The following is a 19774-nucleotide window of genomic DNA, read 5'->3' as shown; positions in this document are numbered from 1 at the left end:
AAATGCTGGTTGGTAAATGGACCGTTGAGGGTGTGCTGAAATCGCAGGAGGCTGTACAGACAGAATCGCAATCTTGTTGCGAAATTCCGGTGAGAGTATTGCACAACGTTTCGTCCGCGTTAGGGAAGGAGGATGTGTTGGCATCCGCAGAGGGCACAGCAATGCTGTGAATCAAGGTGGTACCGCAGGTTAGATACTAGTATGACCTGTCCTTGTTAAATGCGAGGACAGGTTTTTTGTTGGGCTTTTTGAACAGGCGCCTGTAACTCGTAGGAAGATGTCCAAATAGGATGTGTGTCTGTATTCAAAAAACAAATGAGGGGGATTGGAAAATGATTAAAGAGGCCATCGTCAAGATAGTAAGCAAAGAGGACCTGACCTACGAAGAAGCTTACACGGTGATGAACGAGATTATGAGCGGGGAAACTACGGCTACGCAGAACGCGGCGTTTCTGGCCGCTCTCTCCACGAAAAGCGCCCGGGCGGAGACGACGGATGAAATTGCCGGCTGCGCTGCTGCCATGCGGGCCCATGTAACCCGAGTGGAAACGGGCATGGATGTGTTTGAAATCGTGGGTACCGGCGGTGACAACGCCCAGAGCTTTAACATCTCTACCACTTCGGCGCTGATTGCGGCGGCGGGAGGCATGAAGGTGGCCAAGCACGGCAACCGGGCGGCGTCCTCCCTGTGCGGGACGGCAGACTGCCTGGAGGCGCTGGGAGTCAATATCAACCAGAGTCCGGCAAGGTGTGTGGAGCTGTTGAAGGAAGCGGGCATGTGCTTCTTCTTCGCCCAGAAGTATCACACGTCCATGAAATATGTGGGCGCGATTCGTAAAGAACTGGGTTTCCGCACGGTATTCAACATTCTGGGACCGCTGACCAACCCGGCTTCGCCGTCCATGCAGCTGCTGGGTGTGTACGACGGCTATCTGGCGGAGCCCCTGACCCGGGTTCTCACCAGTCTGGGGGTGAAACGGGGCATGGTTGTGTACGGGCAGGACAAGCTGGATGAGATTTCCCTCAGCTCGCCGACCACCATCTGCGAGATCAAGGACGGCTGGTATAAGACGTATGCGATCACGCCGGAAGAGTTCGGCTTCGAACGCTGCAAGAAGGAAGACCTGAAGGGCGGCACACCGGCAGAAAACGCGCAGATCACGCTGGATATACTGAACGGCGTGAAAGGACATAAACGGAACGCGGTGCTGCTGAACGCCGGGGCGGCGCTTTACATCGGCGGCAAGGCCGGGGACATGAAAGAGGGCATCGCGCTGGCAGCGGAACTGATTGACACCGGCAAGGCGCTGGCCACGCTGCAGAAGGTCATCGAGGTCAGCAACAGGCCGGAATAAACGGGAGAGACGCTGGCTGTATCCTATATTATGGAAGAAAAGTTTGATAAAAAGGTTGTTAAAACATCGTGATCTTAGATACATTAGCGGCAGCGGCGAAAGCGCGGGTTGCCAAACTGGAAAAACAGAAAAACCTGGTAACGGTGCGGGCAGAGGCAGAGCAGGTTTATCACAGGGAAACCTACTATTATAAATATACAGCTTCTGCTGATTCAGAAGCCGACAGGAATAGGACGAAAAGGGATGCAAAGCAGGTCACGGACGAAAGAGATCCTGTGAAAGACGCAGTATGTGCAGGCCAGACGTCTGCCAAGCTAACGAAGCGCTTTCAGGAAAACCTGCAGCGTCCCGGGCTGAACTTCATCTGCGAATGCAAGAAGGCATCTCCTTCCAAAGGGCTGATTTCCCCGGAGTTTCCCTATCTGGAAATTGCGAAATCCTATGAAAGAGGCGGTGCGGCTGCCATCTCGGTTCTGACGGAACCGGAGTATTTCCTGGGGTCGGACGTGTATTTAAGGGAGATTGCGGCACAGGTTTCCCTGCCGGTGCTGCGGAAGGATTTCACGGTGAGTCCGTACCAGATTTACGAAGCGAAGGTACTGGGCGCCGATGCGGTTTTACTGATCTGCGCCATCCTGTCTGCGAGTCAGCTGGAGGAGTACAGACTGACAGCGGAAAGCGTAGGACTGGACGCCCTGGTGGAGACGCATGACGGGTGGGAAATTGAAACATCGCTGAAGAGCGGAGCAAAGATCATCGGCATCAACAACCGCAACCTGAAAGATTTTACGGTGGACATCGGCGCCTGCCTGCAGCTGCGGAAGGAAATTCCGGAAGACCGCGTCTGTATCGCGGAAAGCGGAATCCGGAATGAAGACGACATCCGCAGTTTGAAAATGAAGGGATTCAACGGCGTGCTGATTGGCGAAACGCTGATGCGCAGCGGAAACCCGGAAGAGATGCTGGGGAAGTTGAAGGAAGCGTGATTAAGTCGTCTGCATGCTGACCGGTTCTTTTTGTGACCTTAAGGGAAGCGTGAGGCGGGAATCATGTCCCACGACTAACAGATGAAGCAGGCGGGGATGAATTATGGTAAAAGTGAAATTCTGCGGCATACGCAGAACCGAAGACATAGAAGCGGTGAACCGGCTGAAACCTGACTTAGCAGGCTTTGTGTTTGCGAAAAGCAAGCGGCAGATCAGCAAGGATCAGGCTGCTGCGTTGAAAGAACTGCTTGACCCCGGAATCAAAACGGTGGCGGTGCTGGTAAACATGCCTGTTGAAGAAGCCGCGGCCCTGGCAAACACAGGCATCGCCGATTTGCTGCAGCTGCACGGAGATGAAGACGCTGCCTACATTGCAAAGCTGAAAACCCTGACCGGAGCGAAAATTATCAAAGCAATCCGGCTGCGGAGCGGGGGCTTGCCGGTACAGGGAAACGGAGCAGAGGAAAGGGTTTACACAGCGAATGCCGGACTTTTGGCAGAAGCGGCTCAGGCAGACTACTACCTGTTTGACACCTTCCTTCCGGACACCTACGGCGGAACGGGAAAGACCTTTTCTCTTTCCTTATTAAATAATCTTCTTATAGACAAACCGTTCTTCCTGGCCGGAGGACTGGACGCGGACAATGTGGCGGAAATCATCAGGCAGGTACAGAAAGACACAACACTGCTTCCATTCTTTTACGGCGTAGATGTCTCCGGCGGAATAGAAACTGACGGAGTTAAGGATCCGATAAAGATGAAAGCATTTATGAAAGCGATACGAGGGAAGGAAAAGACATGAGCAAAACCTAGAGAACGGTTGTGTCATTCTGTTGAAAGTTGGAGGGGCGACCCGGAAGGGTCCCAGTCTGACGATACCGAGCAACGCGAAGCTTGCTGAGCGTGCGCAGTGAGGAAGTGGGAAACGGGGCGCCCCACAACGCGACTCCGTTTTTGAGAAGTCTTTTCCTCACTGTGTGGTTCATACATATTTAGAGATTAATCAGGAGAGGGGTTTATCATGACAAAGGGAAGATTTGGAATCCACGGCGGACAGTACATTCCGGAAACGCTGATGAACGCAGTGCTGGAACTGGAACGGGCATACGAATACTATAAAAACGACAAGTCCTTCTGGGACGAGCTGCGCCAGCTGTACCGGGATTACGCCAACCGCCCCAGCATGCTGTACTACGCGGAAAAGATGACAAAGGATCTGGGCGGGGCCAAAATCTACCTGAAACGGGAAGACCTGAACCATACCGGCGCCCACAAGATCAACAATGTGCTGGGCCAGTGCCTGCTGGCGCAGCGCATGGGCAAGAAGCACGTCATCGCGGAGACCGGGGCAGGCCAGCACGGGGTGGCCACGGCGACGGTGGCGGCGCTGATGGGCATGGAATGCACTGTGTACATGGGCAAGGAAGACTGCGAACGGCAGGCCCTGAACGTGTTCCGCATGGAACTGCTGGGGGCGAAAGTGGTGCCCGTCACCACAGGAACCGGCACCCTGAAGGACGCAGTGAACGAAGCGCTTAGGGTTTGGACGGCCCGGGTGGAAGATACCTATTACGTGTTAGGCTCCGTTATGGGACCCCATCCGTACCCGGAAATGGTGCGGGACTTCCAGAAGGTCATCGGGGAAGAAGTGAAAGCCCAGCTGCTGGAAAAAGAAGGCCGGCTGCCGGATGCGGTCATCGCCTGTGTAGGGGGCGGGTCCAATGCCATGGGTCTTTTCTACGATTTCATCCCGGACAAGGACGTGCGCCTCATTGGTGTGGAAGCGGCCGGGGAAGGTGTGGATACGGAGCGGACGGCGGCTACCATTGCCAGGGGTTCGGAAGGTATCTTCCACGGCATGAAATCCCTGTTCCTGCAGGATGAATACGGACAGATCGCGCCGGTGTATTCCATTTCCGCCGGGCTGGACTATCCCGGCATCGGGCCGGAGCACGCGTACCTTCATGACATCGGCCGGGCGGAGTACGTGCCGGCTACGGATCGGGAGTCGGTAGACGCGTTCCTGTACCTGTCCAAGACGGAAGGCATCATCCCCGCAGTGGAAAGCGCTCACGCCCTGGCCTACGCCATGAAGCTGGCGCCCACCATGGACAAGGATAAAATCATCGTAGTGAACCTCTCCGGACGGGGAGATAAAGACGTGGCGGCCATTGCCAGATATTTGGGGAGGGATTTGCATGAGTAAGATAGCAGAGGTACTGAAGAACCATAAAAAGATGTTTGTACCGTTCATAACAGCAGGCGACCCGGACCTGGAAACCACGAAGAAGCTGATCCTGGCTATGGAAGAGGCGGGGGCCACGATTATCGAATTAGGCATTCCCTTCAGCGATCCCATGGCGGAAGGCCCGGTGATCCAGGAAGCCGATATCCGGGCTCTGAACGCAGGTACTACCACGGACAAGGTCTTTGATATGATCAAAGAGGTGCGGAAGGAGACAGATATACCGCTGGTGTTCCTGACTTACGCCAACCCGATTTTCCATTACGGCACGGATAAGTTCTATGCCCGCTGTGCAGAAGCAGGAGTGGACGGGACTATCGTGCCGGACGTTCCCTATGAGGAACGGGGCGAACTGGAAACCGCCTGCGAAAAGTACGGCGTGGACCGTATTACCATGATCGCACCCACATCGGAAGACCGGATCCAGCAGATTGCCAAAGACGCGAAAGGGTATGTGTACATCGTTTCCAGTTTGGGCGTGACCGGTGTTCGCAGCGAGATTACAACGGATATCGGGACGATTTACAAAAAGATCCGGGAAGTGACGGATACGCCGGCTGCCGTTGGCTTTGGTATTTCCACCCCGGCCCAGGCGGCAGAGATGGCCCGGCTCAGCGACGGGACCATCGTGGGCAGCGCTATTGTGAAGATGATCGCGGAGTACGGCAGGGACTGCGTGGAACCGGTCAAAGAATATGTAAAGAAGATGGCGGACGCAGTAAAACGGCAGTAATTAATAGATAGATTGATTTGATGTTTTGGAGGGGAATCATGGATTTTCGCAGTGTAATCGCCAGGCTGGAGCAGCAGGGCAAAGTGGTTCATGTGAAAAGCGAAGTGGATCCGGTACATGAGCTGGCAGGCATTGCCAAGAAATTTGAGGGGCAGGAAAAGATCGTTGTGTTTGACCGGGTCAAAGGGCAGAAGTATCCGGTGGCCTGCGGTCTCTGGTGGAACCGGGATATCATCGGTTCCCTGTTCGGTGTAAAAGCGGGAGAGGTTCCCGGCGTTTTCGCGGCAGCCGGGAAAAGCTTTCAGGAGAAACCGGTGGCGCCGGTTATCGTGGAAAATCCGCCCTGCCAGGAAGAAGTGACCCTGGCCCCGAATCTGTACGAACTGACGGTGCCTACCCTGGCGCTGGAGGACGGCGGCGCGTATTTCAGCAACTGCATCGTCATTGCGAAAGATCCGGATACGGGCGTGCGGAACACGTCTATCCACCGGCTGATGATTACCGGAAAAAACCGGCTGGCCATGCTGATGGATGTGGGGCGTCACCTGCGCAGTTATTATGAACGGGCGGAAGCCAAGGGCCAGCCGCTGGAGATTACAATCAACAACGGTGTGGACCCGGCAGTGTATGTTTGCGCCACCTATCCAGGGACCGGCATCCGTGATGATGAATTAGGCGTTGCCTCTGCCCTGAACGGGGGAGAGCCGGTACGTCTGTCCCGCAGCAAAACGGTAGGGGTAGAAGGACTGGCCGATGCGGAAGTCGTCATTGAAGGACGCATGCTGCCAAACATCCGGGAACCGGAAGGTCCCTTTGGAGAAGTCAGCGGTTTTTATGCCCAAAAGGATAACCGCTGGGTCGTGGAAGTAACGGCGATCACCAACCGGAAGCAGCCTCTCATGTCCACGTTGCTGCCGGGCAAAGAGGTCTGGAACTCTGTTGGCTGCACCGCGGAGGCTTCGATTCTGGCGACGGTTTCCAAAATGGTGGGCGGGGTGAAGAACGTATACCTGTCCCACGGCAACTGCGGCTTCTTCGGCTGTGTGGTACAGATGGAGCCAACCCGCCCCGGCATGGGCAAAAATGCTATCATGGCTGCGTTTGCCGCCTTCCCGCCCATGAACATGGTGACAGTAGTGAATTCCGATGTGAACATCTTCGACGCGGAGGATGTGATGCGGGCCATTACCACCCGCTGCAATGTGGCGGAGGACATGGTGATCATCAAACACGCGGCCTGCCACGAACTGAATCCGGCTACGGATTACGGGGTGGGAACAAAATTCGGCTTTGACTGCACCGTTAAGCCGGGTCAGGAAGAACGGAACAAAAAAGTCGCATTCCGGGATGTAGACCTGAGCCGTTATGAAATAGAATAGGAAATAGTAGTAAAATGCGAATTATTGTGGGAGTTACAGGCGCTTCCGGGGTCATCATGAGTTATTATCTCCTGAAAGCACTGAAGGATGCGCCTGACTGTGAAATACATTTAGTGACCAGCAAAGCGGCCAGGCTTACCTGGCAGTATGAAACCGACAGGCCTTTTGAGGAACTGACGTCTTTAGCCGATGCGGTGTATGAAGAAGACGACCTGGCGGCAAAAATTGCCAGCGGCTCGTTCGTAACCGACGGAATGATCATCCTTCCCTGCAGTATGAAGACTCTGGCGGGGATCGTCAGCGGCTACGCAGAAAACCTGCTGCTGCGGGCGGCGGACGTCTGCCTGAAAGAAAACCGGCGCGTGGTGCTATGCCCCCGGGAAATGCCGTTGGGGAAGATCCATCTGCACAACATGAGCCTGGCAGCCCAATACGGCTGTACCATCATCCCGCCGATGCTGACCTTTTATAACGGGCCACGGACGGTAGAAGACCAGATCCATCATGTGGTGGGTAAAGTACTGCTGCAATTCGGAATCATCTATGAACGGATGAAGTCCTGGGAAGGAAGGCGGTAGCGGATATGTTTGAACTTACGCAGGGGGAAGGAAGATATCAGGTTCGGTTCCGGGTGCTGACTGCCGATGGCAACGGGCTGGTGGTTTTTATTACCGGCGGGGAGCGCCCCCATTTAGGCGGTACAGCCCTGGCATCGCTGCCGCCGCAAGGCTGCGGGGACCTGTCCAGCTGCGATACCTGGGATATCACACTGCCCGGCCATAAGGACAAAGAACTGGCCCGGGAGCTTGCGCGGAAAATCTGCCTCGCCGTGGGCGAACCTGTTTCCGTAAATGTGGGGATCCACACAGACAATGCTTCCGGGGAAGAGATACGGTATCTCTGCAGTCAGGCGGAGGAACTGGCGGAACGGTTCATCGGCCAATATATTACAAATAAGGAAAAACACGGTTGACAGGTTATAAATTTTTACATGATTTTACATAATCTTATTTATATAATAAATTAAAGTGTTCAGGAGGAATGAAACATGACAAAGAAAGCACCCCACAGATTATATTTAACGGAAGAGCAGATCCCCACAGCGTGGTATAACCTGCGGGCGGACATGAAGGAAAAACCGGAGCCCATGCTGAATCCCGCAACGGGAAAACCGGTATCCGAGGAAGACTTGTATCCTGTTTTCTGTAAAGAACTGGCCCATCAGGAGATGGATAACGATACCCAGTATATCGAGATTCCCCCTGAAGTGCTGGAGATGTACAAGAACTACCGTCCGTCCCCGCTGTGCCGCGCCTACAATCTGGAAAAAGCGCTGGATACTCCGGCAAAGATTTACTATAAATTTGAAGGCAACAACACGTCCGGCAGTCACAAGCTGAACAGCGCCATTCCCCAGGCTTATTATGCAAAAAAGCAGGGACTGAACGGTGTGACCACGGAAACAGGCGCCGGTCAGTGGGGTACCGCCCTTTCGGAAGCCTGCTGCTATTTCGGCCTGCCCCTGGAAGTGTTCATGGTGAAGGCTTCCTATAATCAGAAACCGTTCCGCAAAGCAATCATGCAGACCTTTGGGGCCAGCGTGGTAGCCAGTCCCAGCAATACCACCAATGCAGGCCGGGCGATCCTGGCGGATAATCCGGATAACCCGGGAAGTCTGGGCTGCGCCATCTCCGAAGCGGTGGAACGGGCTGTTTCCGGCGACAATGTGAAGTATGTACTGGGCTCTGTGCTGAACCAGGTGCTGCTGCACCAGTCCATTGTGGGTCTGGAAAGCGCTAAGGCGATGGAGCTGCTGGATGAATATCCCGACGTAGTGGTTGGCTGTGCCGGCGGCGGTTCCAATCTGGGCGGTCTCATTGCGCCCTTTGCCAAAGACAAGCTGCAGGGGAAGGCGAATCCCCGTCTGGTAGCCATCGAGCCGGCTTCCTGCCCGTCCCTGACCCGGGGCCGTTACGCCTATGACTTCTGCGACACCGGAAAAATTACGCCCATGGCGAAGATGTACACCCTGGGCTGCACTTTCACCCCGTCCCCCATCCATGCGGGCGGGCTGCGTTACCACGGTATGGCGCCCATCCTGTCCAAGCTGTACCATGACGGCTACATGGAAGCCAAAGCCGTGGTACAGACCAATGTGTTCGAAGCGGCGACGCTGTTCGCCAAATACGAGAGCATTCTGCCTGCGCCGGAATCCGCCCATGCAATTCTGGGCGCCATTGAAGAAGCAAAACGCTGCAAGGAAGAAGGCCGCAGTGAAACCATCCTGTTCGGCCTTACCGGTACCGGCTTCTTTGATATGCTGGCATATGAAAACTACCAGGCCGGCAATTTGAACGACTATATCCCCACAGACGAGGAACTGGCGGTGAGCATGGACCGGCTGCCCAAGATTCCGGGAATACAGGAATAATTGAGTATCATTAATATTGAGACCAATACTGCAGCAGGAGGTCGGGCAGATGCCTCCAGGCCGCCTGTCAGATAAGGTGTCGGGTGCGCCCGGTTTTGCTTCATTAAGCAGAGACCGGGCGTTTTTATTGGCGCTAAAGCCCCAAAAACAAATTAGCCCCGCAGCAGCCTGCGGGGCTTTTTGGAGAAACAGAAGTCATTATATTTGACAAAAACAAATTTTTATGTTACATTGTCAGCTTAGTAAGGGAGTAGTCAGCACGTATTTCGTGCGGGATATCAACAGACTGGAGCAATCCTGGTATCGCCTTAATTGACGAGACTTATCTGCAGCGGGTGGATAAGGATCGTCTTTTTTTATTCACCGCTGAATAAAACATCACGGGGGAAAATAACCATGACGCTTTTGGAATTGTTACTTCTGGCTGTAGGGTTAAGCATGGACGCGTTTGCGGTTTCGATTTGCAAGGGGCTGGCGATGCGAAGGGCTACCTTCAGGGCGGGAATGACCTGCGGCATCTGGTTCGGCGGCTTTCAGGCCCTGATGCCGCTGATCGGATTCTTTCTGGGGACGTTGTTCGCGGATGTCATTCGCGCTATTGATCACTGGGTAGCCTTTGTCCTGCTGGGTCTGATCGGCGCCAATATGCTGAAGGAAGGGTTCGCAAAGAAAGAGGAAGACGAAGCGGACGGAAAAGGTGCGGATATGTCCATAAAAACCATGTTCGTGCTGGCGGTAGCCACTTCCATTGATGCCCTTGCCGTTGGGATTTCCCTGGCTATGGCAGGCAATGTGGATATTTGGACGGCCGTCGCCCTGATTGGTCTCTTTACCTGTTTCTTTTGCACGGCAGGAGTAAAAATCGGCAATGTGTTCGGCAACCGGTTTGAAGATTCGGCGCAGATCGCCGGCGGAGTCATTTTGATTCTCCTTGGCACCAAAATTTTGCTGGAGCACCTTGGTTATCTGGCGTAACAGCCACTGGGTTGTTGTCCGTCAGGCTGCAGCGGATGGTTGATGAAGACAAAACCGTTGCGCGGTTTACGAAAGCGATGGAACGGTTTGCCAACATGAAATAAACAGCCTGGGGAAAACGGCATTGACAATGGATTAGGAGTTTGTTAGAATAGGACATGTTAGCAAATGCTAACATGTCCTATTACTATTTTTCAAACTGTTATGGAGGAACTATGTTAACCACTGTCTGTTTCGCAAACTATCACATTGAACCCGGCACCAAATTACGTACTCTCATTGATGTTCCGCGTACCTTGAATGCCATCCCTGCAACGTTTATCAATGGGAAATATGACGGCCCTACCGTGCTCGTCACCTCCGGCGTACACGGCAGTGAATATCCGGGCATTGCCGCCTCCATGGAGCTTGGCAGGGAGTTGGATCCCAAAGACATCCACGGCTGTCTCATCATCATGCACCCTGTGAATGTTTCGGCCTTTTGGGCGCGCATGGCAGAGACCTGCCCCGAGGACGGTCTTAACCTGAACCGCGTTTTCCCCGGCAATTCTACATTAAGCCGCACCTATAAGCTCGCTGATTTCCTGCTGCGCGAATTCATCCTCAAGGCTGACTACTATCTTGACCTGCACAGCGGCGACCTTCAGGAAGATCTGCATCCCTATGCCTATTTCCCCGGAAACGCTTCGGAAGAGGTCAACAACAAGTCCCGTGAACTTGCCAGCCTGATCAACGTGGAGTACATGGTACGTTCTACCGCTACGACGGGCGCATACAACTGCGCGGCGCTGCACGGTGTGCCCAGCATCCTGGTGGAGCGCGGCGGTACGGGTTTCTGCTGCCGCGAAGACATCGACGAGTACAAGGACGATGTCATGCATGTACTGCAGTATGTGGGTATGGTCCCGGATTACGATCACGGTCATTCCCACACTTTTACGCCGCAGGAGCTGACCCGGATTGAATATCTTGAGGCTGACAAACCGGCGTGCTGGTATCACGCCAAACACAGCGGCGAAATGATTGAAAAGGGCGAACTGCTCGGTTACACTACTGACTTCTTTAATGAAAAACAGGAAGAGTTCCATGCTAAATTCAGCGGTGTGATTCTTTACATGACCCCGTCGTTTTCCATTACTCCGGGCCGCGTGCTCTGTGCATACGCGGAACTGCCGGAGGACTATGAGCCCCAGGTTCCCCATACCCACGTTCATACCCATTCGTTACCGGAAAAGGTGAGTGAATAAGACGGACTGGCTGGCGTTAAAGCCCCAATCAAAAAACCTCCGGCAGATTTCTCCCAGGAGAAAATGCCGGAGGTTATCTTTTTACTTTTTAATCGTCGTCGTCATCTTCCACGACCTGGCCGTACCCTACAAGGATGGTCCCTTTCGGTGCGGAGAGGGCCGGGCAGACGTACAGGATGACGCCGGAGATTTCCGCGTAATACTCAGTAATCGTCTGGCCGAACAGATCCGTGGTACGTCCCAGCACCTGGCCTTTCTGTACAAAGTCGCCGCTGTGGATGTGGTGGAACCAGCAGCCGGTCTCCATGGATTCCAGATAAATCATGTCCGTGATATCCCGAGGGTGGTAATGCCGCGGTTTAACCGGCAGTTCAAACATTTTCAGACGCCGCAGGATGTTGCGGATATCGTCCTTGTAGGCTTCGATATCTTCGTGCAGGCAGAGCCCCGCGCCGCCCCGTTCAATTAAAATGGAGGGCAGGCCGGTGCTGGCCGCGTAGTTGTAGGCACCGCCGGTGGCCAGGGAGCGGACCATGTATTCCACGTCTACTACTTTCGCTATACGCTTGGAGGCCTTCTCCACTTCCGGCGTGGGCTGGCCCGGATAATACACATAGGGATGCAGGCTTTCATGGATATCGCCGCTGTGCATGTCCACATAGTAGTCCGCAATGGTGAACAGGTTGCTGCTGATGAGGTAGGCGGTCTTGTCCGCCAAAGTTCCAAGCGGAGTGCCTGGGAAGACCCGGTTCAGGTTTTTGCCGTCTTCGGGTACGATGAATTCGCGGCGCGCCCAGAAGCCCTGGATATTGACCGGGTGCAGCAGAATCAGGCAGCCGTGTACATGCTCCGGCTCAATGTCCCGGCCCAGTTCTATGGCTGCGGCGATGCCCGGATATTCGCCGCCGTGGATGCCGGCGGTAATCAGCAGGGTGGGGCCGTCTTCCACACCGTTGATTACCGTCAGGGGTATCTTCGTCATCGTATCGGGAACCGGCAGCATGGTCCGCAGCTTGGTCCCCCGTTTTATTTCCAGTCCGCAAATCGTCATGTCCTGTGACATTGTAAATCTCCTTTTCTATGGGAATTGATGTGGGTATTATAACATAAAACATCGATTCGTTACAAGATTTTAAAACATTTAATAATAACTATTATTAATTTTGTTTATTATTCTTTGAATGCATGTGTAAAATACACTTTATAATGCTAATGAATACATGCCCGGGCGATTACATGAACCTGCGTATTTGCTGAATTAAAGCCTGCAATCTTTCGTTTGCCGACAAGATGGGTTCAAAGCAGGATTAATTACAGTTTTCTCTTGCAAAGAATACATCGATTTGGTATAGTAAGCGTAATAATAATCAATCTCAATAACTTAAGGAACTCAGGTGACTCATTTTGGCTAAAACCCTTGATTTGACCCACGGCCCCATCGCACGCAAACTGCTGTTGTTTGCGCTGCCCCTGCTTGGCGCCAGTCTGATTCAGCAACTATATACCACCGTTGACATCCTCTTTGTCAGCAATTACTTGGGCACGGAGGCTTCGGCAGCGGTGGGGGCCAGCGTACTGCTGAACTCGGCCCTCGTAAACCTGTTTACGGGTATCAGCATCGGCGCCGGCGTGGTCATTGCCCAGGCCTTTGGCCGCAAGGAAGAGGTACAGCTCAGCAAATCCATCCATACTTCCATGATGCTGGGCCTCATCGGCGGTGTGATCCTGACCGTTATCGGCGAAGTGACCGGATCTGCTTTTCTAAACGCGGTGAACACGCCGGCCAGCATTTTTCAGGACGCCCTGGACTATGTGCAGGTATTTTTCCTGGGGCTGACCTTTATGCTGGTCTTTAATATGGCGGCCGGCGTTATGCGGGCCCTGGGCAATTCACAGACCCCCATGCTGATCCAGCTGGTGTGCGGCATCATTCACGTAGTGACCAATTATCTGTTTATTATGTATATGAAGAACGGTATCCTCGCGGTAGCCTGGTCGTCGGTCCTGTCCCAGGTGCTTTCGGCCATTATTGCCGTGTATTACCTGCTCCACGATGGCGTCATCAGCATCCCGAAACTGGCCGTTGACCGGCCGCTGATGCGGGAAATCATCCGCATCGGTCTGCCTGCGGGCCTGCAGGGAGTGGTGGTGACCCTTTCCAATGTATTCGTACAGTATTTCATCAACGGGTTCGACGTGGTGGCTATTGCGGCCTTTACTGCCTACTACCGCATCGAGCTGCTGTTTTACATGCCGCTGGTCGCCCTGGGCCAGGCCATGATGACCTTTACCGGGCAGAATGTGGGGGCACGGCTCTATGATCGGGTAAAGAGCGGTCTGCGTACGACGCTGATTTTCGGCGTGGGTTATTCGCTGGTGCTGGCGGCCATCCTGCTTTATTTCGGTCGGGAGACCTTCGGCGTCTTCTACTCCGACCCTGCCGTCATTGACATGGGAGTCACCATTATCTGGGTCTCGTTCCCGTTCTATTTCTTCTATGTATTTCTCGAAGTCTTTGCGGATACCCTGCGCGGGGGCGGTCTGTCGGACGTACCGATGTATATCGTGCTGTTCAACCAGTGCCTGCTGCGAACGCTCATCCTGTTCGGGTTCATGCAGCTGGCTCATGACATCCGCCTGCTGGTTGCCGTGTACCCCATAACCTGGGGAACGGCCGGCGCCATGCTGTACTGGTATTACCGGAAAGGCACATGGATGAGGCAGCCCCCGGTGTAACGGAGCTTCATTTACCGGGTGTTTCCTGCAGGCCGGTTTTCGGAATGCAGGAACGATAACAGTGTGATATTAATAATAAAAATTACTAATAAGCATAATGGATATATTGACATCTTATTTTCGATATGATAGTATAAGCAAAGATAAGAATTAGTGTCTGCTAAATCCGTGATGGAAGGATAAAACCATGGAATCAGCTGAAAGAAACGGGCTTTTACCCTGTCGGACGCAGGCAAATGACAACAGGCTTTTGGGTGAATTTTTTCTTTTTATTTCACCTTTTTATATAATATCTAACTTGGAAAGGAAGGAACTCTATGAAAAAATTATCTAAAAAATCCGCAGCGTTATTGGTAGCAGGTCTCGTTACCTGTGGCTTGCTGGCCGGTTGCGGCGGCGGTGACAAGAAGGATGCTCCGAAAGACGGCGGCAAGGGTGCTGTTAAAGTACTGAACTTTGGCTGCCAGATGTATTCCGACGGTCTGATCGATCCGACCCTCCAGACCAACACCGCCTGGAATGTAAGCCGCTTTGGCATCGGCCAGACGCTGTTCCGTTTTGACGATAACGTAAAAGCCATTCCGCAGCTGGCGGAATCCGCGACTCCCAGCGATGGCAACAAGACCTGGACCATCAAACTGAAAAAGGGCGTTAAATTCAGCAACGGCGTTGAAATGACGGCTACGAAGGTTAAGGAATCCCTTGACTGGGTACGTGAAAAAGGCGCCAAGGGTTCCACCAACCCCACCAAGTTCCTGGATGCGAAGGCTGTCGTAACAGCTGACGATAAAGCCGGCACCATCACCATTAAATCCGAAAAAGCCTATGCCAATATGCCGGCAAGCCTGGCCGACCCCGCAATGTGCATCTTGGATTACACAGGCTCCAAAAACCCGAAAACCGGCATTATCGGAACCGGCCCTTACATGGTTAAGAGCTTCAAGGATCATGTAGGCTATGAACTGGTTGCCAATCCCCATTACTGGAATGGCAAGGCTCCGTATGAGACCGTTAACATCCTGTTCATGGGCGATGCTTCCGCCAAGGCTAATGCGCTGCGCGCCGGTCAGATCGACCTGGCTGAAAACATCATGAACGTTGCGGACCTGAAGGCCCTGCAGGCTGACAAGAAATTCACGGTTCAGGTTACGGCAGGCACCCGTTGCGGTTTCAGCTGGATGAACATGAAGGAAGGCAAGCCCCTGGCTAACAAGGCGCTGCGTCAGGCTATTCATAAGGCCATCGATTATAAGACCATCTGCAAATCCAACACCATCGGCGGTCTGTACACTCCCGGTCCATCCGTTATCCCCAGCTCTTTGGGTATGGGCTTTGACAAGCTGAAGAATCCCTATGAATACGATCCGGAAGGCGCCAAGAAGATCTTGGACGACGCCGGCATCAAAGATACCAACGGCGACGGCATCCGTGAACTCAACGGTAAAAATATCGAACTCCGTTACATCTCCTATGCGAACCGTCTGCTGAACGACTTCTCCGATGCCCACACTCAGTATCTGAAGGCTGTAGGCATTGGCGTAAAGAGCGAGTACGGCAGTTCTGACGACCAGTGGACCAAACTGGTTGCCGGCGAATATGACCTGAACAACAACAACTGGAACACCATGATTGCCGGTTCCAATACATCCTATATGGGTAACTGGTGGAGCAAGAACAAGGATAACTATTGCGGCTTCAAGAGCGATGCTTACGACAAGGCGTATGAAGAGATGATGGTTACCATGGATCAGAAGCGCTACGAAGAGCTGATGTTACAGTGCCAGCAGATCCTGATCGATGAAGCTGCGGTTCTGGTAGACGGCTACTACAACAGCTGCATCATCTACAACGACAAGGTTGCTTCCGCCCATATGTATCCGCTGGATTACTACTGGATCACCGACGAAATTAAGCCGGCCGGAGCGAAATAATATAGTATAAAATCCGCTTATAGGCGGCTATAAAAGCAAACACAAAGGATGCGGTGTACACCGTATCCTTTGTGTGATATTATTTTCTGTGGAAATCTGCAAAAGTTGCCTATGACGAGGAGAGAAGTCAATGAATAAGAACGCAATTATATCCAGATTGCTGCAAATGGTGATCGTACTGATCGGCATCAGCTTTCTGACCTTTTTATTAACCTACCTGTCTCCAGGCGATCCCGCGCGTAATATTTACACCCACAGCGGTGTTATGCCTACTTCGGAAATGATTGAAGAAATGCGCAGAAATCTGGGACTGGATAAACCCTTTTTAACGCAGTATACCGACTGGATCATCAACTGCCTGAAGGGGGATTTCGGACAGTCTTTCATGCTGCAGAAACCGGTTGCAGATCTGCTGATGGACCGTCTGTGGCCTACTCTGAAGCTGACTCTGGCTTCCACCATCCTCATGCTTTTGTTTGCAGTACCCTTAGGGGTTATTTCTGCTGTACACCACAACAAACCGATCGATTATCTTGTGCGGGCAGTCACTTTCTTTGGGGTGTCCATTCCCAACTTCTGGTTCGGCCTGATGCTGATCCTGATTTTCTGTGTTAAACTGAGGCTGTTGCCGGTAGTTTCCTCCGCCGGTGATTTTAAGTCGCTGATTTTGCCAGCGGTGACGCTAGCGGTTGCCATGACGGCCAAATATACCCGTCAGGTACGCACAGCAGTACTAGAGGAACTGCATTCAGACTACGTAATCGGCGCCCGGGCCCGTGGCGTTTCGGAAAGCAAGATCCTGTGGGGCAACGTGCTCCCGAATTCTCTGCTGCCGCTGATTACCATGCTGGGCCTGTCCGTGGGTTCCCTGCTGGGTGGCACCAGTGTAGTCGAAATCATTTTCTCGTATCCGGGCTTAGGAAATCTTGCGGTATCCGCCATTATGTCCGCAGATTATTTCCTGCTCCAGGGGTATGTACTCTGGGTTTCTGTCATCTACATGATGATCAACCTGCTGGTAGATATCTCCTACAATTATGTGGATCCCCGCATGCGGCTGAGGAGGTAAGCGTATGGATACGAACAAGAACAAATTTCTGAGTAACAGAGGCTTTGTCCTCTTCTCTGTATTGGCTATAATTATTGTGCTTATCGCCATTTTTGCCCCGGTACTGTCCGGAGGCATCGATCCCACGGCCGGAAATCTGGGGGACGCCATCATGGCGCCGGACGCGAAGCATTTGTTCGGTACGGATAAAATGGGCCGTGATATTTACGCCCGGGTTCTGTATGGCGCCCGTATTTCGCTGGCATCCACCTTTGTTCTGGTTTTGGCTGTCTTTGTAATCGGCACGGCGCTGGGTGTGCTGGCCGGTTATTTTGGCGGCTGGGTTGACGCAGTCATCATGCGTATTGCGGATATGATGATCGCATTCCCGGGCCTGGTACTGGCCATTGCCGTAGCCGGTATGCTGGGCGCCAGCATGCGGAACGCCATCATCGCCATTGCGCTGGTGACCTGGCCTAAGTATGCGCGTATGGCCCGCTCCCTGGTGCTGAAGGTTCGTCACACGGATTATGTGTACGCGGCCATCGTTACCGGTTCCAGTACCTGGCGCATGCTGTGGAAATATATGTTGCCGAACACGATTACGACGCTGGTCATTACGGCAGCGACGGATATCGGCGGTATGATGATGGAGCTTGCCGCCCTGTCCTTCCTGGGCTTTGGCGCACAGCCGCCTACACCGGAATGGGGCTCCATGCTGAATGAGGGCCGCGATTTTATGCAGTCGGCTCCCTGGCTGATGGTGTATCCCGGTGTGGCCATCTTTATTACGGTCGTGATCTTTAATATGCTGGGGGATAATCTCCGGGATATTCTGGATCCGCGGGAAGAGTAAGGGGGGAATATCATGTCACTGTTAGAGATTAAAAATGTAGATATTTCCTATGGCAAGAACCTTACGGTAAAAAACTGCAGCCTGAACCTGGAAAAGGGGGAAATCTGCAGTATCGTCGGCGAGTCCGGCAGCGGCAAGACCACCGTGATCCGTGCGGTCATGGGACTGCTGCCCGGTGCGGGCAGGGTTTCCGCCGGTAACATTACTTATGACGGAATTGATTTGTTGAAACTGACACACAAAGAGTGGCGTAAGCTGCGGGGTCATGACGTGTCCATGATTTTCCAGGACAGCGGCGCCATGATGAACCAGACCCGCCTGATCGGCGACAGTTATGTAGAATACATTCTGACCCATGAGGACATATCCAGGAAAGATGCCTGGGCCAAGGGTGTGGAAATGATCGAGCGGATGCGTCTGCCGGACGGGGACCGGGTGATGCGTTCCTATCCGTTCCAACTCTCCGGAGGGCAGCGTCAGCGCGTGGGCATTGCCATGGGCATGACCTACCAGCCTAAGCTGTTGCTGGCCGATGAACCGACTTCGGCCCTGGACGTGACGACCCAGGCGCAGATCGTCCGTCAGTTCATGGAGCTTCGGGACGAATATGGTACCAGCATTATCATTGTAACCCATAATCTGGGCGTTGCAGCCTATATGGGCGACAAGATCGTGGTTATGAAGCACGGCGAAGTTGTGGATAAAGGGGAACGGGAGTATATACTCCACCAGTCCACCAATCCGTATACCAAGCTGCTGTTGGATGCGGTACCGACGTTAGGAGGTAAGCGCTATGTTTGATGAAAAAGATCTGCTGATTGACGCGCGTCATGTGACCCGCCGTTTTCCGACTAACGACGGCCGCCTGCTTACCGCCTGCGATGATGTCAATCTGAAATTCTATAAAGGGAAGACCCTGGGCCTGGTAGGTGAATCCGGCTGCGGCAAGAGTACCTTCATGCGTTTTCTGGTATGGCTTGACAGCCCCACAGAAGGCGAAATCTTCTTCCACGGGAAGGATATCACGAAGATGAAGGGAAAGGAGCTGCACGAGAACCGTCAGCATATCCAGATGGTGTTCCAGGATCCCTCCACATCGTTTAATCCCAAGATGAAGATCAAGGAGATCGTCTGCGAACCGCTGCTGAATTTTAACCGAATCAGCCCGTCTGAGGTAGATGCGAAGGCGCGGGAACTGCTGGAACTGGTAGAGCTTCCCGGCGATTTTGCGGACCGGTTCCCCCATAACATGTCCGGCGGTCAGCGGCAGCGCGTGGCCATCGCCCGTGCCATTGCCCTGGAACCGGAGTTCATCGTAATGGATGAAGCCACCAGTGCGCTGGACGTTTCCGTACAGAAAACGGTGATTGAACTTATCACCCGTCTGCAGCGGGAAAAGAACATTGCTATCGGCTTTATCTGCCATGACCTTGGACTGATTGAATCCTTTGCCCATCAGGTGGCGGTCATGTACCTTGGGAATATCGTAGAGGTCATGCCGGGCGAAGGGCTGTCGGATGTATGCTGCCATCCCTATTCAAGGGCATTGCTGGCCTCTGTCTTTGATACCAAGATGGACTTTACCAAGAAGATCGAGAATATCAAGGGCGAACCGCCCAGTCCGCTGGACCTGCCGCCGGGATGTCCTTTCAGCAACCGTTGCCCGCACTGTACGGAACGCTGCGAGCACGAAAAGCCGAAGCTGGTTGAACTGACACCGGGCCATGAGGTGGCCTGCCATCGGTTTACCAAATAGGTTATACTCTGATTTTAAGAAAACTTCTGACCGAAGTAATCTGGTGATCCTTAACACAGGCGCTGCTAAACCATGGCGCCTGTGTTCCAGGATAAA

General features: G+C 53.3%; 18 protein-coding genes. 17 read left to right on the top strand and 1 reads right to left on the bottom strand.

Translation table 11 applies throughout. The features are described from left to right. Positions 1-332: 332 nt before the first annotated feature. From trpD to QZV31_RS04565, 11 genes are all read left to right on the top strand, one after another. Entirely contained in the window at positions 333-1355 is a 1023-nt protein-coding gene (gene trpD / locus QZV31_RS04615; protein WP_295358595.1) for an anthranilate phosphoribosyltransferase, read from the top strand. A gap of 68 nt (positions 1356-1423) precedes the next feature. Further along, entirely contained in the window at positions 1424-2341 is a 918-nt protein-coding gene (gene trpC, locus QZV31_RS04610) for an indole-3-glycerol phosphate synthase TrpC (protein ID WP_295358593.1), read from the top strand. Positions 2342-2444: 103 nt separating this feature from the next. Further along, positions 2445-3143 carry a phosphoribosylanthranilate isomerase gene (locus QZV31_RS04605; RefSeq protein WP_295358591.1) on the top strand — a complete coding sequence of 233 codons (699 nt, stop codon included), beginning with the start codon at positions 2445-2447 and terminating at the stop codon, positions 3141-3143. A gap of 219 nt (positions 3144-3362) precedes the next feature. Beyond that, a complete protein-coding gene (gene trpB, locus QZV31_RS04600; protein ID WP_295358589.1) occupies positions 3363-4547 on the top strand; it encodes a tryptophan synthase subunit beta in 1185 nt (394 codons plus the stop codon). Beyond that, positions 4540-5319 carry a tryptophan synthase subunit alpha gene (gene trpA, locus QZV31_RS04595; RefSeq protein WP_295358587.1) on the top strand — a complete coding sequence of 260 codons (780 nt, stop codon included), beginning with the start codon at positions 4540-4542 and terminating at the stop codon, positions 5317-5319. The genes trpB and trpA overlap by 8 nt, the downstream gene beginning before the upstream one ends. A 38-nt stretch (positions 5320-5357) precedes the next feature. Beyond that, positions 5358-6698, top strand: coding sequence for a UbiD family decarboxylase (locus tag QZV31_RS04590; RefSeq protein WP_295358585.1), 1341 nt, complete (start codon positions 5358-5360; stop codon positions 6696-6698). Positions 6699-6712: 14 nt separating this feature from the next. After that, the gene (locus QZV31_RS04585; protein WP_093730173.1) at positions 6713-7276 is read left to right on the top strand and encodes a UbiX family flavin prenyltransferase; all 564 of its coding nucleotides are present in this window, start codon (positions 6713-6715) and stop codon (positions 7274-7276) included. 5 nt (positions 7277-7281) lie between these two features. Beyond that, entirely contained in the window at positions 7282-7671 is a 390-nt protein-coding gene (locus QZV31_RS04580; RefSeq protein ID WP_295358582.1) for a hypothetical protein, read from the top strand. A 75-nt stretch (positions 7672-7746) separates the two neighbouring features. Continuing rightward, positions 7747-9129 carry a TrpB-like pyridoxal phosphate-dependent enzyme gene (locus tag QZV31_RS04575; RefSeq protein WP_295358580.1) on the top strand — a complete coding sequence of 461 codons (1383 nt, stop codon included), beginning with the start codon at positions 7747-7749 and terminating at the stop codon, positions 9127-9129. 396 nt (positions 9130-9525) lie between these two features. After that, positions 9526-10104, top strand: a complete 579-nt coding sequence (locus QZV31_RS04570; RefSeq protein WP_295358578.1) for a manganese efflux pump MntP family protein — start codon at positions 9526-9528, stop codon at positions 10102-10104. Between the two features lie 215 nt (positions 10105-10319). Then, a complete protein-coding gene (locus tag QZV31_RS04565) occupies positions 10320-11351 on the top strand; it encodes a M14 family metallopeptidase (protein WP_295358577.1) in 1032 nt (343 codons plus the stop codon). Positions 11352-11439: 88 nt separating this feature from the next. Here QZV31_RS04565 and QZV31_RS04560 read toward each other — a convergent pair whose 3' ends face one another. After that, entirely contained in the window at positions 11440-12414 is a 975-nt protein-coding gene (locus tag QZV31_RS04560) for a M14 family metallopeptidase (RefSeq protein WP_295358575.1), read from the bottom strand. A gap of 341 nt (positions 12415-12755) precedes the next feature. On the opposite strand from QZV31_RS04560, the gene QZV31_RS04555 reads away from it, so the two are divergent. The 6 genes from QZV31_RS04555 to QZV31_RS04530 all read left to right on the top strand — a co-directional run bounded on the left by QZV31_RS04555 (position 12756) and on the right by QZV31_RS04530 (position 19678). Further along, the gene (locus tag QZV31_RS04555; protein ID WP_295358574.1) at positions 12756-14087 is read left to right on the top strand and encodes an MATE family efflux transporter; all 1332 of its coding nucleotides are present in this window, start codon (positions 12756-12758) and stop codon (positions 14085-14087) included. 317 nt (positions 14088-14404) lie between these two features. After that, positions 14405-16018, top strand: coding sequence for an ABC transporter substrate-binding protein (locus QZV31_RS04550; RefSeq protein WP_295358573.1), 1614 nt, complete (start codon positions 14405-14407; stop codon positions 16016-16018). A gap of 130 nt (positions 16019-16148) precedes the next feature. Then, positions 16149-17087, top strand: coding sequence for a nickel ABC transporter permease (nikB, locus tag QZV31_RS04545; protein ID WP_093730182.1), 939 nt, complete (start codon positions 16149-16151; stop codon positions 17085-17087). A 4-nt stretch (positions 17088-17091) separates the two neighbouring features. Then, on the top strand, positions 17092-17922 hold the full coding sequence (nikC, locus tag QZV31_RS04540) for a nickel transporter permease (protein ID WP_093730183.1): 831 nt from the start codon (positions 17092-17094) through the stop codon (positions 17920-17922). An 18-nt stretch (positions 17923-17940) separates the two neighbouring features. Then, positions 17941-18723, top strand: coding sequence for an ABC transporter ATP-binding protein (locus QZV31_RS04535; protein ID WP_093730195.1), 783 nt, complete (start codon positions 17941-17943; stop codon positions 18721-18723). Beyond that, the gene (locus QZV31_RS04530; protein ID WP_295358566.1) at positions 18716-19678 is read left to right on the top strand and encodes an ABC transporter ATP-binding protein; all 963 of its coding nucleotides are present in this window, start codon (positions 18716-18718) and stop codon (positions 19676-19678) included. Before QZV31_RS04535 ends, QZV31_RS04530 begins: the two co-directional genes overlap by 8 nt. The last annotated feature ends 96 nt before the right edge of the window (positions 19679-19774 follow it).

This window comes from uncultured Succiniclasticum sp. (assembly GCF_902793885.1).
Classification (GTDB): domain Bacteria; phylum Bacillota; class Negativicutes; order Acidaminococcales; family Acidaminococcaceae; genus Succiniclasticum.
This window is presented reverse-complemented; position numbering and strand designations above follow the sequence as displayed.